The 15,221-nt window shown below is 67.6% G+C and carries 15 protein-coding genes and 1 pseudogene; 8 read left to right on the top strand and 8 right to left on the bottom strand.

Annotated features, from left to right (window positions below; genetic code table 11):
• Positions 1-148: 148 nt before the first annotated feature.
• Positions 149-628: pseudogene (locus tag ABD719_RS18770) on the bottom strand (Npun_F0296 family exosortase-dependent surface protein); the annotation flags it as partial.
• Between the two features lie 604 nt (positions 629-1,232).
• On the opposite strand from ABD719_RS18770, the gene ABD719_RS17535 reads away from it, so the two are divergent.
• Positions 1,233-2,498 carry a hypothetical protein gene (locus ABD719_RS17535; protein ID WP_344694650.1) on the top strand — a complete coding sequence of 422 codons (1,266 nt, stop codon included), beginning with the start codon at positions 1,233-1,235 and terminating at the stop codon, positions 2,496-2,498.
• Positions 2,499-2,517: 19 nt separating this feature from the next.
• Here ABD719_RS17535 and ABD719_RS17530 read toward each other — a convergent pair whose 3' ends face one another.
• Positions 2,518-3,780, bottom strand: a complete 1,263-nt coding sequence (locus ABD719_RS17530) for an aspartate kinase (RefSeq protein WP_344694649.1) — start codon at positions 3,778-3,780, stop codon at positions 2,518-2,520.
• Positions 3,781-3,892: 112 nt separating this feature from the next.
• Here ABD719_RS17530 and ubiG point away from each other — a divergent pair, with 112 nt between their 5' ends.
• Complete coding sequence (gene ubiG, locus ABD719_RS17525) at positions 3,893-4,618, top strand: bifunctional 2-polyprenyl-6-hydroxyphenol methylase/3-demethylubiquinol 3-O-methyltransferase UbiG (protein WP_344694687.1); 726 nt, start codon at positions 3,893-3,895, stop codon at positions 4,616-4,618.
• Between the two features lie 12 nt (positions 4,619-4,630).
• Here the strand turns inward: ubiG and ABD719_RS17520 are convergent, their stop codons facing one another.
• The 6 genes from ABD719_RS17520 to pyrE are packed head-to-tail and all read right to left on the bottom strand — an operon-like array spanning position 4,631 to position 9,489.
• On the bottom strand, positions 4,631-5,713 hold the full coding sequence (locus tag ABD719_RS17520; protein WP_344694648.1) for an AI-2E family transporter: 1,083 nt from the start codon (positions 5,711-5,713) through the stop codon (positions 4,631-4,633).
• Positions 5,710-6,666: a signal peptidase I gene (gene lepB / locus ABD719_RS17515; protein ID WP_344694686.1), complete on the bottom strand. Its 957-nt coding sequence runs from the start codon at positions 6,664-6,666 to the stop codon at positions 5,710-5,712. Before lepB ends, ABD719_RS17520 begins: the two co-directional genes overlap by 4 nt.
• 8 nt (positions 6,667-6,674) lie before the next feature.
• A complete protein-coding gene (gene acpS, locus ABD719_RS17510; protein ID WP_344694647.1) occupies positions 6,675-7,085 on the bottom strand; it encodes a holo-ACP synthase in 411 nt (136 codons plus the stop codon).
• Between the two features lie 30 nt (positions 7,086-7,115).
• On the bottom strand, positions 7,116-7,847 hold the full coding sequence (locus ABD719_RS17505; protein ID WP_344694646.1) for a pyridoxine 5'-phosphate synthase: 732 nt from the start codon (positions 7,845-7,847) through the stop codon (positions 7,116-7,118).
• A complete protein-coding gene (locus tag ABD719_RS17500) occupies positions 7,844-8,908 on the bottom strand; it encodes a serine hydrolase domain-containing protein (RefSeq protein WP_344694645.1) in 1,065 nt (354 codons plus the stop codon). Before ABD719_RS17500 ends, ABD719_RS17505 begins: the two co-directional genes overlap by 4 nt.
• A complete protein-coding gene (gene pyrE, locus ABD719_RS17495) occupies positions 8,905-9,489 on the bottom strand; it encodes an orotate phosphoribosyltransferase (protein WP_344694685.1) in 585 nt (194 codons plus the stop codon). Before pyrE ends, ABD719_RS17500 begins: the two co-directional genes overlap by 4 nt.
• A gap of 282 nt (positions 9,490-9,771) precedes the next feature.
• On the opposite strand from pyrE, the gene coxB reads away from it, so the two are divergent.
• The 6 genes from coxB to ABD719_RS17465 all read left to right on the top strand — a co-directional run bounded on the left by coxB (position 9,772) and on the right by ABD719_RS17465 (position 15,220).
• Complete coding sequence (gene coxB, locus ABD719_RS17490; protein WP_344694644.1) at positions 9,772-10,908, top strand: cytochrome c oxidase subunit II; 1,137 nt, start codon at positions 9,772-9,774, stop codon at positions 10,906-10,908.
• Positions 10,909-12,591: a cytochrome c oxidase subunit I gene (ctaD, locus tag ABD719_RS17485; RefSeq protein WP_344694643.1), complete on the top strand. Its 1,683-nt coding sequence runs from the start codon at positions 10,909-10,911 to the stop codon at positions 12,589-12,591.
• Between the two features lie 79 nt (positions 12,592-12,670).
• Positions 12,671-13,606, top strand: coding sequence for a type 1 glutamine amidotransferase (locus ABD719_RS17480; protein ID WP_344694642.1), 936 nt, complete (start codon positions 12,671-12,673; stop codon positions 13,604-13,606).
• Between the two features lie 47 nt (positions 13,607-13,653).
• Entirely contained in the window at positions 13,654-14,556 is a 903-nt protein-coding gene (locus ABD719_RS17475) for a heme o synthase (RefSeq protein ID WP_344694641.1), read from the top strand.
• A complete protein-coding gene (locus ABD719_RS17470) occupies positions 14,553-14,690 on the top strand; it encodes a hypothetical protein (protein ID WP_192127164.1) in 138 nt (45 codons plus the stop codon). The genes ABD719_RS17475 and ABD719_RS17470 overlap by 4 nt, the downstream gene beginning before the upstream one ends.
• Positions 14,687-15,220 (top strand): cytochrome c oxidase assembly protein, encoded by a 534-nt coding sequence (locus tag ABD719_RS17465; protein WP_344694640.1) that lies wholly within the window; start codon positions 14,687-14,689, stop codon positions 15,218-15,220. The genes ABD719_RS17470 and ABD719_RS17465 overlap by 4 nt, the downstream gene beginning before the upstream one ends.
• Position 15,221 lies beyond the last annotated feature (1 nt).

Here is a 15,221-nt window from a genome sequence, read left to right as displayed (position 1 = left end):
CGGTCATCACCCTGCCTAGCGCGGCGGACGGGGCGCCGGCAAGATGGCCCGGCCCCGATGCGAAAGGCTGGATACAAAAGGCCAAATACGAAAGGACCGCCGGTGTTGCCACCGACGGTCCCCGTCACGTTCGTCCTGTCCGGATGGATCAGGCGATGGCGAGCTTGGTCGACCGGCGACGGTAGCGCGCGGTCGCACCGACCATGCCGAACCCGACGAACAGCATCGCCCAGGTCGCTGGCTCGGGCACGGCGGTGACCGAGAAGTTCGCGGTTTCGAACGCGTCGGCTGCCGGCAGGTTGGCGAACGACACACTGCTGATCGTCTCGCCCGCCGAGGCGGCGAACTGCACATACTGCGAGAACGCCTGGTTGCCGTCCCGTACCGAGAAGTTCAGGCTGGCAACGTCGAACGCATAGGTTGCGACGTTGGTCGTCAGCGACAGACGGTTATAGGTATCCGGCGACCCCCAGAGGAAGCTGAGATACGTCACCGGGTTGGTGAAGTTCAGCGAGGCGGGCTGGCCGGCCAGCGGGCCTGCCGCCAGGAACGTACCACCGGAGATGGTCCCGGCAGGATCGTCGGCGAACGGCTGATCCGAATTGTAGACGGTGCCGCCCGACAGGGTAGCGACCGAACCACCGTTCAGGCCGACGCTGCTGAGAGTAAGGAACGGACCGGTGCCGCCACCCAGACTGCCGACCAGTGCGGCGTCTGCCATCGTTGGCATGGCGCACATCGCGGCGCCGAGCAAAGCAAGTTTCATTGAACGCATACTGATCTCCCCGACCCGATCGGTACACCTGTCACTCGACAGCACGGGTCGTCCGGTAAAATCCCGGTTGGGAAGAAAGTTCATCGCAAAAACGCATACTTATCGATTTAGTGCCTCGGCCCGCCCCTAAATGGCACAGAAAATTAGCAATTTTGTTTTTGACAACAGGAGTACCGGCGATTCGCTGGACGAGGATCGAAACACGATACTCGCATCGGAGCGGGTAACCCGGGCACCAAATCCGTCAAAGGGGCCGCCAAATCCTGCCCGATGGGAACCAGCGTTTTGTCATCACCATGACAAAGTCTCCTCATATCAGAAGGATGAACACGGCAACCGACACCCTCGACAGCAACGGGTGATCCCGTCTTCTTCGATCGTCATGGGCTATATACGGGCCGGCAATCGTCACGACTGGGTTATGGTGCGGTATCTATTCCGAAGACGGACTGCATCGATGAATGTCATGAGACTGGTGACCGCCTGTATGCTTTTCGCCGGGGCCGCCACCGCCCAGGAGCCGACGCAGGACGACTTCGCCGCCGCATCCGCGATGTGGCGCGAACTCGATGCGGGCCGCTACCTCGCGGCAGATGCCTCGGTCCACGACAAGGCATTCGGACCGGACGGTAAACCGCAGCCGGGTTTCATCTACGATCAATGGGCACAAATGCAGGGGCTGCTGACCGGTGAACCGGCACCCCCTGCGCAAGGCGGGGAAGCTCTGGCACCGGCTGTGGCGGATTTGGCGGCCTTGGCCGGCGCCACCACCCGCAACGCGATCGACGCGATCGTCGAACGGGCGAAGATGACCCGCCTGGTGATCCTCAACGAGGATCATGGCAGCCCCCGCGACCGCGCCTTCGCGCTGATGGTGGCACGGGCGCTGCGCCCACTCGGCTATGACGTGCTGGGCATCGAGACGCTCAACAATACCGCCGACGATGCCGAAGCCGCTGCGATGATGGCTGCGCTGGCCCGCGATGGCCATGCGGGCCGCAATACCGGAGTCTATCTGCGCGACCCCGTATTCGCGGATTTCCTGCGGCAATCGCTGGCGCTGGGCTATCGACCCATGGCGTATGAGATAACCGACCATGACCGGACATCGGATATCGAGGCCCGGATCGCACAGCGGGAACAAGCGCAGGCGGATCAGGTCGTGCGTCGCGCGCTGGACGCGCACCCCGCCTCCAAGGTGCTGCTTTATGTCGGATTCCATCACGCCACCGAGCGTCCCGAGGGGGAAAGCAAACGGCACTGGCTTGCCACCCGCCTGAAGCGGATGACGGGCATCGATCCGCTGACCATCGATCAGACGACGTTCAACGCCTATGGCGCAGGCGACCTCGCGCTGTACGACCGCATCGCGGATCGCGCCGGGACGACGCCATCTATCCTGATGGCGGGCGGCAAGCCATTGGTCGTCGGGCATTATGCCGGGCTGGTCGACCTTCAGGTCGTCCATCCCCGGACGACCCGGATCGCCGGCCGCCCGGACTGGCTCACCGCCATGGGGCGGACGCCGACGCCGATCCCGGTCGAGCTTCTGCCGGCGCAGGGCACCCGTCTGGTGCAGGCGTTCATCGCGACCGAGGGGGAAGATACCATCCCGCTCGACCAGACCCTCGTCACCGCCGGAAAGACGCCACCGGCGCTGATGCTGCCATCGCCCGGAACCGGCGCCGTCCGCTATGCCGTGCAGGACCTGACCGAGCCGTGATCCCCGGTCCGGTCGCCCGTCAGGCTGCGACCTCCGAATCCAGTCCATAGGCGGTATGGAGGACGCGGACCGCCAGTTCGGTATAATCCTCCTCGATCAGGACCGACACCTTGATCTCCGACGTGGTGATCGCCTGAATATTGATACCGCGCGCGCCCAGCGTCTCGAACATCGTCGCGGCGACGCCAGCATGGCTGCGCATCCCCACCCCGACCACCGAAACCTTGGCGACGCGGGTGTCGTGAACCAGCTTCTCGAACCCGATATCAGCGCCGTTCAGCACCTCCAGACTGCGCGGCAGGTCCGCAGCCGGCACGGTGAAGGTGACGTCGGTCGAGCCGGCGGAATGCGCGACATTCTGGACGATCATGTCGACGTTGATGCCGGCAGCCGCGAGCGGCGTAAAGATCGAGCCGACCGAACCGGGCCGGTCGGGCACCGAAACCAGCGTGATCTTCGCCTCGTTCTTGTCGTGCGCGATACCGGTGATGAGCTGGCGTTCCACGGTGTCATTCTCCCCAATCTCGTCTTCGCCCACGATCATCGTCCCGGGCAGCGTATCCGCCATCGGCGCATCGTCGCCGGTGAACGACGACAGCACCTGGACGCGGACCTTTTCCTTCATCGCCAGCCCGACCGAGCGGGTCTGGAGCACCTTGGCCCCGACGCTCGCCAGTTCCAGCATTTCCTCGTACGTCACGCGGCCCAGCTTGCGGGCGCGCGGCACGATGCGCGGGTCGGTGGTGTAGACGCCGTCGACATCGGTGTAGATGTCGCACCGTTCCGCCTTCATCGCCGCCGCCACCGCGACCGCGGACGTATCCGACCCGCCCCGGCCCAGCGTCGTGACGCGGCCATCGGGGTCGACGCCCTGGAAACCGGGGATCACCGCGACATGGCCGGCGGTGAGGCTGGCGTCGAGCGCCACGGTATCGATGTCGCCGATCCGCGCGCGGCTGTGCGCGTCGGAGGTGGCGATCGGCAACTGCCAGCCGAGCCACGAGCGCGCCGGCACCCCGATCGCCTGCAACGCGATCGCCAGCAGGCCGCTGGTGATCTGCTCGCCCGCCGCGACGACCACGTCGTATTCGGCCGGATCGTAGAGCGGCGACGCCTCGCGGCAGAAGCCGACCAGCCGGTCCGTCTCGCCCGCCATCGCCGACACGACGACCGCGACCTGATTGCCTGCCGCGACTTCGCGCTTCACGCGCTGTGCAACGCTGCGGATGCGCTCGATTCCGGCCATCGAGGTGCCGCCGAACTTCATCACGATACGGGCCATGCCGGCGATCGACCTCCTTGGGGAAAAGCGGCGGCCCTGATAGGTAGGGGGCATGACGATAGCAAGCGATGCCGCATCGGCCCCGATCGAAACTTTACCGCTGCCGGGTCCCATGCCCGCGCATGATTCGGTCGTGGCGCGAGAGGCAGCGCATTTCGGCCGGCTCGCGGTGGATTGGTGGAACCCCAGAGGATCGTCGGCGATGCTCCACCGGTTGAACCCGGTGCGACTGGCGTACCTGCGCGAGGCGATCGATACGCACTGGGGCGGGACGGCGACGGACTTTGCGCCGCTCAAGGGGCGCAGTGCGCTGGATGTCGGGTGCGGCGCGGGGCTGCTGGCGGAACCGCTCGTCCGGCTGGGCGCGACGGTGACCGGAGTCGATGCCGCGCCAGAGAACATCGCGGCCGCCGCCGTCCATGCCGCGGCCGGCGGGCTGTCGATCGATTATCGCGCTGGCGGGGTCGAGGCGGTGGCGGGCGAGACGTTCGATTTCGTCGCCAGCATGGAGGTGATCGAGCATGTCGCCGATCCGGCCCGGTTCGTGCGCGGGCTGGCGGGCGCGCTGGCACCGGGCGGGCTGATGGTGCTGTCCACCCCCAACCGCACGCCCCTGTCGCGACTGGCGATGATTACGGTGGCCGAGGGCGTCGGTGCGATCCCGCGCGGCACGCACGACTGGGACCGGTTCCTGACCCCCGACGAGTTGACGGTGCTGTTGCAGAGTGAGGGGCTGTCGGTGCGCGAGGTGCGCGGGCTGGTGTTCACGCCGTCACGGGGCTTCGCGCTGGGGACATCGACTGCGCTGGATTATCTGGTGACGGCGACGTGGGGGTAAGCCCCACGCACTCTATCCGTCGTCGCCCCCGTCCTGCTTTTCCTCGTTCCGCTCCGCGCTGCGTTCCAGCCCCGCCTTCAGCATCGCGGTGAAGGGATCGGCCAGCGCCAGCCCCATGATGCCGAACAGCGCACTCGCCATGATCTGCATACCCAGCGTCAGCGCCGGCGGCAGGTCGACCGTCTTCTTCGCGACGATCGGCAACAGCACATACCCGTCGAAGGTCTGCACGATCAGATAGGTGCCGATCGCCCAGAAACCGACGCTGGTGCCCGCTGAAAACCCCACCGCGATCATCAGCGCACCGCTGATGAAGGCACCGATATTGGGGATGAAGGCGAGCAGCCCGGTCAGGATGCCGAGAATCATCGCCATCGGCACCCCGCCGGCCATCAGCGCGAGCCAGGTCAGCACCCCCTCCGCCACCATGCCGAGCAGCCGCCCGGCGAGCAGACGGCGCAGCGTGCGCGCCATGCGCTCCAGCACGATCGCGAATTCGGGGCGGTTGGCGCGCGGCACCATCCATTCCAGGCCGCGCTGGTACACGCGCGGGTCCATCGCCACGAACAGCCCGATCACCATCATCATGAACAGGCTGGTCAACGCGCCGAATGCGGTGCCGACCCACGAGGTGATCCGCCCGACCGAGCCCAGCGCCTGCCGCACGATCCCGTTCACGTCCGACGCGCCGGGCATCATCCCCTGTGCGCTCAGCCAGCCGGCGGCGCGGTTCGCCTGCACCTCCAGCGTCGAGCGGAGCTGCGAGAACTGCTCGGCGACCTGCACGCCGGTCAGGTAGAAGGTGCCGAACAGGAAAGCGATCGTCAGCAGCACAACGATCAGCAGCCGCCAGCCACGCCCGATCGGCAGCACCCGACCCAGCAGCCGCACGCCGCCATCGAGCAGCGCGGCGAACACCAGTCCGGCGAAGATGATGAGCAGCGGCTGCACCAGCAGCACGACCAGCGCGATCGCCGCGGTGCAGCCGAGCCAGATCGAGGCGCGGCGAAACTCCCGCCGCACGAAATCGTCATGAATCTCGATCGGGGCGGCCCCCTCGACCGGTGGCGCGGTCGCGGGAGCAGGCCCGGTCACGGCCGGGTTTCCTGCGGGTGGAGCGAGGTGCCGGCCCGGCCCGAGCGGAGCGACCCCCACCAGGTCAGCGGGTTGAGCGAGGCGTCGCCATCGAGGCTGAAGGTGACGAATTCGGCTCGCCCGCCCAGATTTTCATAGGGCACCGGCCCGCCCAGCCCCTGTTCGGCCAGCGAATAACGGCTATCGGCCGAGCGATCGCGATTGTCGCCCATCAGGAAGACGTGGTTGGCGGGAATGGTGACGGGGCCGTAATCGTCGCCGGGGCTCCACCCCAGTTCGATCGTGTCGTAGCGGCGGCCGTTCGGCAACGTCTCCGTCACGGTCGGCAGACGGCAGACGACCTTGCCCGATCCCAGCGTCTCGCGGGCGCCGGGATAGTCGGCTTCCGAACAGGGGGTGTTGGTGTCGACCGGGATCAGCGTGTCGTGGACCGGTCCGCGCCCGACCTGCTTGCCGTTCAGGGTGACGACGCCATCCTTCACCTGCAACCGGTCGCCGGGCAGGCCGATCACGCGCTTGATGTAATCGGTGCGGGTTCCCGGCGGGGTGACGATCACCACGTCGCCGCGCGTCGGCAGCGAGCCGAACAGGCGACCGTGGATGAAGGGCAGTTGCGCGCTCCAGCTGTCGACCGGCTGGCGCAGCACCAGCCCGCGCACGATCGCGACCGGATTGGGGATGGTCGGCGAGACGAACGACCAGCCATAGGCGAACTTCGACACCACCAGCCGATCACCGACCTGCAACCCCGGCAGCATCGATTCCGACGGGATGTAGAACGGCTTGGCGATGAAGCTGTGGAAACCCAGCACGATCAGGATCAGCCAGAAGATACCCTTGACCTCGGCCCACCAATCGGTGCCCGGCCGCACCTTCGCGGGCGGCGAGGCCGGGGTGGCGAGCGTGACCGGAACATCCGGGGTATTGTTGCCGTCCAACAGCGCGTCCTTCATGTGGCCCATCATATGACGGTGTCCGGTATCGCCTCGATCACCACCAGCGCCTGTGCCCAGGGGTGATCGTCGGTCATGGTCAGGTGTATCCGTGCGGCCATGCCATGCGGGACCATCGCGTCAAGCCTTGCCTTCGCGCCGCCGCTCAGCGCCAGCGTCGGCGCGCCGGAGGGCGCGTTGACGACGCCGATATCCTTCATGAACACGCCGTCGCGGAATCCGGTGCCGACCGCCTTGGAAAACGCCTCCTTCGCGGCGAACCGCTTGGCGAGCGTGCCGGCGCGGGTGAAGGGGCGGCGCGCGGCGCGGGCCAGTTCCGTATCGGTGAAGACGCGCTGCTCGAAACGGGTGCCGAACCGGTCGAGCGACGCCTGGATACGGTCGATATTGCACAGGTCGGAGCCGAGGCCGAGGATCATGGCCGCGCTCCCGGACGCCACGATCCGCGCTCAGCCACGTGCCGCATCCATCTCCGCCCGCATCCGCCGCACGCTCTCGTCCAGCCCCAGGAACAGCGCCTCGCCGATCAGGAAATGGCCGATGTTAAGTTCGCGTACCTGCGGGATCGCGGCGACGGGGCCGACATTGGCATAGGTCAGGCCATGGCCGGCATGGACCTCGATCCCATTCTTCGCGGCCAGCGCCGCGGCATCGGACAGGCGGTGGAGTTCGTCGGCGCGCGCCTCTCCCTCCAGCTCGGCATAGCGACCGGTGTGGAGTTCGATGACAGGCGCGCCCAAGCGGATCGCCGCCTCGATCTGGCGCGGGTCGGGCTCGATGAACAGCGAGACGCGGATGTTCGCCTCGCCCAGCCGGTCGACCAGATGGACAAGGCGATTATGCTGGCCGGCGGCATCGATCCCACCCTCGGTCGTCCTCTCCTCGCGCTTCTCGGGGACGATGCAGGCGGCGTGCGGGCGGTGGCGGAGCGCGATCGCCAGCATCTCGTCGGTCGCCGCCATTTCCAGGTTGAGCGGGATCGTCAGCTCGGCGGCAAGGCGGGCGATGTCGTCGTCGGTGATGTGGCGGCGATCCTCGCGCAGGTGCGCGGTGATGCCGTCCGCCCCAGCGGCCGCCGCCATCAGCGCGGCACGGACCGGATCGGGATAGCCCGCCCCCCGCGCGTTGCGGACGGTGGCGACGTGATCGATGTTGACGCCGAGACGTAGGGGATGGGTCATGCACAGGCTCCTGCCGACAGCAGATCATGGGTCGTACCGCGGCGGACGTCGCCCAGACCGGCGTCGCCGCGATTGGTGAACAGCACCATCGACAGACCGAGATCTGGCGCGATGACGTTGCGCACCGCAAACCGGCCGATCGCGCCGCGCCGCTCGACGAGGCGGACGGGGGCGGCGCAGCCCCTCAGCCGCACTGCGAACGACGACTGCCCGAACCCGGGATCGCCGCGCCACATCTCCGCCCGTGCCGCCGTCGACAACAGCGAGCCCGTCAGCAGCGCACGGTCGAACGCGGCGAGATCGGCGGCGGTGCCCTCAATCCCGCCGGCAGCACCGAACCGCGCCATCGCCTGCCGGTCGCCCGTATCGGGGCCACCTGCCCAGACGGTATCCGGCCCCCCCCCCACGGCAGGATCGATGAACCGTGCGCCCAGACCGAGCGGTCCGGCGATACGGCGCTGGAACAGGGCAGGCAGCGGCATGCGCGTCGTTCGTGCCAGCAACGCGCCCAACACGATGTAATCGCAATTATTGTAGCGCGGGGCACCACCCGCCACGCCGCGCCCGGCGGTGCACCAGTCGGCCCCGCCGGTACCAGTGGTGTAGAAGCTGGGAAAACCGTTCGCATCCGCTGCCGAATCGTCCGGATTGCGCAAGCCGGCACGATGCCGGAGCAGTTGCCGGATGGTCGGCGAGGACGCACCGAGGGCGGGAAGATAACGCCCCGCCGGCACGTCGAGCGACAGCCGCCCCGCTTCCACCTCCTGCATCACCAGCGTCGCCACGACCTGCTTCGTCACCGATGCCCAGGGCCAGACCTGTTCGGCGGTGAAGCCTCCTGATGCACCCGCCACCGCCGCCCCGGCGCTGCCACCCGCGATCCGGTTCGTACCCCGATAGAACAGATAGGTGCCGGCGAACCCGCTCGCCTCGACCGCGCGCACGAAGCGGTCGCGCGCCGCCGCATCGGCGCGGGCGATCGTCGCGGCCTGCCGTTCCGCGTCCTGCGCGGCGGCGGGAACGGCAACCGACATGGCCAGCAAGGCGAGCAGGTGCCTCACGCGGCGGCCCGACTGCCCGGCTTGATCGCCGGGATCGCCGCCAGTTCGGGCGGCAGCGCATCGGCAGCATAGCTCGGCACGTCGAGGCGGATCAGCGGGAAGAACGGCACGCCGAGGTCGGCGGCGCCGTTCGAGCGATCGACCAGCGACGCCGCCGCCACCGTCTCGCCGCCCGCGCGCGCGATCGAGGCGATCGCCTCGCGCGAGGAAAGGCCGGTGGTCACCACATCCTCCATCATCAGCACCCGCTGGCCGGGATCGAGGCGAAAGCCACGGCGCAGCTCGAAGGTTCCCTCCGGCCGTTCGAGGAACATCGCCTCCACCCCCAGCGCGCGCGCCATCTCGTGTCCGGCGATCACGCCGCCCATCGCCGGGGCGACGACGGCGGTGATCGTATCGCGCACGTCGGCGGGCAGGCGCGCGGCCAGCGCCTCGCACAGGCGGGCGCCGCGCCGCGGGTCCATCAGCACCCGCGCACATTGCAGGTAGCGGGACGAACGCAGACCCGACGACAGGATGAAATGCCCCTCCAGCAGGGCACCGGCCGCGCGGAAGTCGGCAAGGACGTCGTCGTCGGACATCGGGGGGGGGGCGATCGGGAGGGGCGATGCGGTCATGACGGCTCCGGCTGTCTGGGTTGCCGCCCGATACGCGCCCCATCGGCGGGGGGCAATCATACGCCGGAGAAGCCCGCATCAACGCCCCATGCGGGAAGCCGCTTGAGAGACGGCATCCCGCCGCGTATAGCTTGTCCCCAAACGGAGATGGAACGCCATAACCGAGGGTCCGTCCGGCTCGCGGGCGCCCATAGAACAACGGGGTGACGACGAGAGATGTCCAGCAAGGGGTTGAAACGAATCGCAATGGCGGCAGGGCTCGTGCTGACGAGCCTGGGCCCGGCTGCCGTCCATGCGACGGCACCCGCCGTTGCCCCTGCCCCGCAGGCGGCCGCCGCCCCGGCAGGCGTCTCCAACATCGCGCCGACCACCGCCGATGCGACACCCCCCGCCGCGCCGGCCAGCCCGCTGCTGGCGCGCGACGGCGCCCCCGGCGGCGCGATCCTGCCCGGCATCGGCCAGCCGGTGAACGGCGTCTACGGCCTGCAGCCGCAGGTGACGCGTAACGGCGAATTCGCGCACTGGATGCACGATGTCGTGCTGCTGCCCACGATCACCGCGATCTCGCTGTTCGTGCTGGCGCTGCTCGCCTGGGTCGTCTTCCGCTATCGCCGCGCCGCCAACCCGGTGCCGTCCAAGACCAGCCACAACACCACGATCGAGGTGCTGTGGACGCTGCTCCCCGTGCTGGCGCTGGTGCTGATCGCGGTGCCGTCGATCGGGCTGTTGCAGGCGCAGTTCAAGCCGGCACCCGCCGGGGCCGTCACGCTGAAGGCGATCGGCAACCAGTGGTACTGGACCTATCAATATCCCGATCATGGCGGGTTCGAGATCACCGCCAACCTGCTGAAGGAAAAGGGCGAGGCCGCCGCCGGCGAGCGTAGCCGCACCGATGCCGACGGCCCCCGCCTGCTGGCGACGGACAATCGCATCGTCCTGCCGGTGGGCGTGCCGATCCGGCTCATCACCACATCCAACGACGTGATCCATAGCTGGGCGGTGCCCGCCTTCTGGATCAAGCTGGATGCGATCCCCGGCCGGCTGAACGAGACGAGCTTTACGATCGACAAGCCGGGCGTGTATTTCGGCCAGTGTTCCGAACTGTGCGGCGCGCGCCACGCCTATATGCCGATCGCGGTCGAGGCGGTGACCCCGGCGCAGTTCGCGGCGTGGATCGCGGCCAAGGGTGGCACGATGCCCGCGCGCGGCCAGGCTTCCGACAAGGTGATCCCGCAGCCGGGAGCTGAGGGTTCCGCCGCCAAGGTCGCCGAGGGCAACACCGTCGATGCCGCGACCGGCCCGACCGAGAACGTCACCGTCGCCGCGCCGACCGCGCCGCAGGGTGCCACCAACAACCCCGCCACGGGCAACGCTGGACAGTAAATGACCGACACCGCTCTCCATCCGTCCGCGTTCCAGGCGCACGACCACGGCCATGAGGCGCATCACGATGCGGATCACAAGCCGGGGTTCTTCGCGCGCTGGTTCATGTCCACCAACCACAAGGACATCGGCACGCTGTACCTGATCTTCGCGATCGTCGCGGGGATCATCGGCGGGTCGATCTCGGGCCTGATGCGCGCCGAGCTGGCGCATCCCGGCATCCAGTATCTGGGCGCCTGGGCCTCGCTGCTCCATGGCGGGCCGCAGAGCCTCGACCAGTCGCTCCACCTGTGGAACGTGCTCATCACCGCGCACGGCCTCATCATGGTGTTCTTCATGGTGATGCCGGCGATGGTCGGCGGGTTCGGCAACTGGTTCGTGCCGATCATGATCGGTGCGCCGGACATGGCGTTCCCGCGCATGAACAACGTGTCGTTCTGGCTGCTGATCCCCAGCTTCACGCTGCTGCTCGCCTCGCCCTTCTTCGGCGGCGCGGGTAACGGCTGGACGCTGTACGCCCCGCTGTCGACCTATGGCGAGCCGGGGCCGTCGACCGACATGGCGATCCTGTCGCTGCACCTGGCCGGTGCGTCGTCGATCCTCGGCGCGATCAACTTCATCACCACCATCTTCAACATGCGCGCGCCGGGCATGACGCTGCACAAGATGCCGCTGTTCGTCTGGTCGATGCTGGTTACCGCGTTCCTGCTGCTGCTGGCGCTGCCGGTGCTAGCGGCGGCGATCACGATGCTGCTGACCGACCGCAATTTCGGCACGACGTTCTTCGATCCGGCCGGCGGCGGCGATCCGGTGCTGTACCAGCATCTGTTCTGGTTCTTCGGCCACCCCGAAGTGTACATCATGATCCTGCCGGGCTTCGGCATCGTCAGCCAGATCATCGCGACGTTCAGCCGCAAGCCCGTGTTCGGCTATCTCGGCATGGCCTATGCCATGGTCGCGATCGGCGTGGTCGGGTTCGTGGTGTGGGCGCACCACATGTTCACGACCGGCCTGTCGGTGAACACCAAGATGTACTTCACCGCCGCCACCATGGTGATCGCGGTGCCGACCGGCATCAAGATCTTCTCGTGGATCGCGACGATGTGGGGCGGATCGATGCGTTTCCCGACCCCGATGGTCTGGGCGATCGGCTTCATCTTCATGTTCACGGTCGGCGGCGTCACCGGCGTCGTGCTCGCCAATGGCGGCATCGACGATTACATGCAGGACACCTATTACGTCGTCGCCCACTTCCACTACGTGCTGTCGCTGGGTGCGGTGTTCTCGCTGTTCGCGGGCTTCTACTACTGGTTCCCGAAGATGTCGGGGAAGATGTACAACGAGCTGCTCGGCCAGCTGCACTTCTGGGTGTTCTTCATCGGCGTGAACGTGATGTTCTTCCCGATGCACTTCCTGGGCCTGCAGGGAATGCCGCGCCGCTATCCCGATTATCCCGACGCCTATGCGCACTGGAATACGGTGGCGAGCGTCGGCTACATGATCATGGCCGCAGGCATGGCGATCTTCTTCATCAACCTGATCTGGTCGCTGATCGCGGGCAAGAAGGCGGGCGACAATCCGTGGGGCGAAGGCGCCACGACGCTGGAGTGGACGATCTCCTCGCCACCGCCCTATCACCAGTTCGAGACGCTGCCGGTGATCGACGCGGGCAAGGGTCACTGATCCCGACCGCACCGATCCCCATCGACCGACCGAAGACGCCCCGGACCGCAAGTCCGGGGCGTTTTTCGTTGGCGGGATCATGGATCAACGCACCATCCGCCGCCTGATGCGTTCAGGCACGATGGCCGATACCGAATTTTCCACCCGCCCCCGCCTGCTCGTCGCCGAAAGCGAAACGCCCGAAGAACGCGAGGCCCGCCGCGAAAGCGCAGGTCGCAGCGCCGGCGAAAGCTATGCCGCAACGCTGGAGCAACTGATCCCGCATTGCACGGTCGATCGGGTCACGCCCGCCGACGACGATCACCCCGCGATGGGCGCGGCGGCGATCGCGGATTATGACGGCGTCTTCCTGTCAGGATCGCCGCTCCATGTCTGGGAGGATACGCCCGAGACGCGGCGGCAGCTCGATTTCATGCGCGCGGTCTTTGCCAGCGGCACGCCCAGCTTCGGCTCGTGCGCGGGATTGCAGGTCGCGGTGGCGGCGGCCGGCGGCACGGTGCGGTCGATGCCCGGCCGGCAGGAGGCGGGCCTCGCGCGCCGCATCGTGGCAACGGAAGAGGGCCTCGGCCATCCGATGCTGCGCGACCGCCCCGCTACCTGGGACGCGCCCGCGATTCACGGCGACGAGGTGGAGACGCTGCCCGCCGACGCGACGCTGCTGGCGGGCAATGCGGCGGTATCGGTGCAGGCGGTGGAGATCAGGCACGACGGCGGCGTGTTCTGGGGCGTGCAGTATCATCCCGAACTGGCCCCGGGCGAAATCAGCGCGGCGCTGCGCCGGCAGGCCGACGATCTGGTCGAGGCGGGGCTGGCGCGCGACGGCGACGATGTCGAGGCGCAGGCGGCGCTGTTCGACGCGCTGCACGACCGGCCCGATTGTCCGGCGCTGCGGTGGCGGCTGGGCATCGACCGCGAGGTGGCGGAAGAACCCCGCCGCCGCATCGAACTGATCGCCTTCATCGAGCATCTGGTGATGCCCCGCGTCGCCGCCCGGCGCGAAGCAGTGGCGTCATAACCAAGGCTGTCCCTGCCGCGTCGGTGCGCGTATAGCCTGGGTCGACCATGACGACCGCTGCCCCCCTGCTGCCCCCCGCCGACTGGCGCGATTTCCTCGCGCTGACCAAGCCGCGTGTCATGACATTGGTGGTGTTCACCGGGCTTTGCGGGATGCTGGCAGCGCCGGTGCATGTCCATCCGGTGATCGGCTTCACCGCGATCCTGTGCATCGCGCTGGGCGCGGGTGCGGCGGGGGCGCTGAACCAGTGGTACGAGGCGGATATCGATGCGGTGATGCGCCGCACCCAGAAACGCCCGCTGCCCGCCGGCCGGATGGACCGGCAGGCGGCGCTGCACTTCGGGGTCGGGCTGTCGGCCTTTTCCGTGCTGCTGATGGGGCTGGCGGTGAACATCGCCGCCGCTGCCATCCTGCTCGTCTCGATCCTGTTCTACGTCCTGATCTACACCGTATGGCTGAAGCGGCGGACGCCGCAGAACATCGTCATCGGTGGCGCAGCGGGTGCCTTCCCGCCGCTGATCGGCTGGGCGGCGGCGACGGGGCAGGTCGCCTTGCTGCCGTTCCTGCTGTTCATGCTGGTGTTCCTGTGGACCCCGCCGCATTTCTGGGCGCTCGCGCTGTTCGTGAAGACCGATTACGCCAATGCCGGCGTGCCGATGCTGCCAGTGGTGGCGGGCGAGCGGGCGACGCGGGTGCAGATCGGCCTTTACACCATCCCGATGGCGATCGCCGCCGTGCTGCCATGGCCGCTGGGTCTGGCGGGCGCGATCTATGGCGTGGTGTCCGTCTCGATGACCGCGGGCTTCGCGGCGCTGGCGGCACTGGTCGCGCTTCGCCGTCAGCGCGCCGACGATCCGATGAAGCCGGAAAAGCGGCTGTTCAGCTATTCGATCCTCTATCTCTTCGTGATCTTCGGCGCGCTGGTCGCCGATCGGTGGATACTGGCATGACCCCTGACGAACTCGACCTGATCCGCCGCCGCCAGAAGGCGCGAGCCCGCGTGATGGCACTGCTGCTGGGTGGCCTGGTGCTGCTGATCTTCGCGATCTCGATCGCCAAGATCCAGCTGGGAATGCACCTGTGACACGCCGGAACCGCACGGCGTTGCTGGCGGTGATCGGCATCTGCTTCATGACCGGCCTCGCCTTCGCCAGCGTACCGCTCTACCGCCTGTTCTGTCAGGTGACCGGACTGAACGGCACGACGCAGCGCGGATTGCAGGCGCCGGGAGCGACCGACCGCGAGGTGCGGGTCGATTTCGACGCGAACGTCAGCCCGAAACTGCCGTGGAAATTCCGGCCCGAACGGCCGTCGGACACGGTGGCGGTCGGCGCGCGCGACATGGCGTTCTTTACCGCGACCAACACGTCGAACCGGCCGATCACCGGCACCGCGACGTTCAACGTCACGCCGGCGCAGGCGGGCAAATATTTCACGAAGATCCAGTGTTTTTGCTTCACCGAGCAGACGCTGCAACCCGGTGAGACGGCGCGGATGCCGGTGATCTTCTATGTCGATCCGAAGATACTCGCCGATCCCGATGCGGCGGACGTGGAAACGATCACGCTGTCCTATACGTTTTACCCGGTGGATTCCGGCAAGACCGCAGGCTAGG

The organism is Sphingomonas cynarae, from assembly GCF_039537815.1.
GTDB lineage: Bacteria > Pseudomonadota > Alphaproteobacteria > Sphingomonadales > Sphingomonadaceae > Sphingomonas > Sphingomonas cynarae.
The sequence above is the reverse complement of the archived record's forward strand: the minus strand, read 5'-3'. Positions and strand labels throughout refer to the sequence as shown.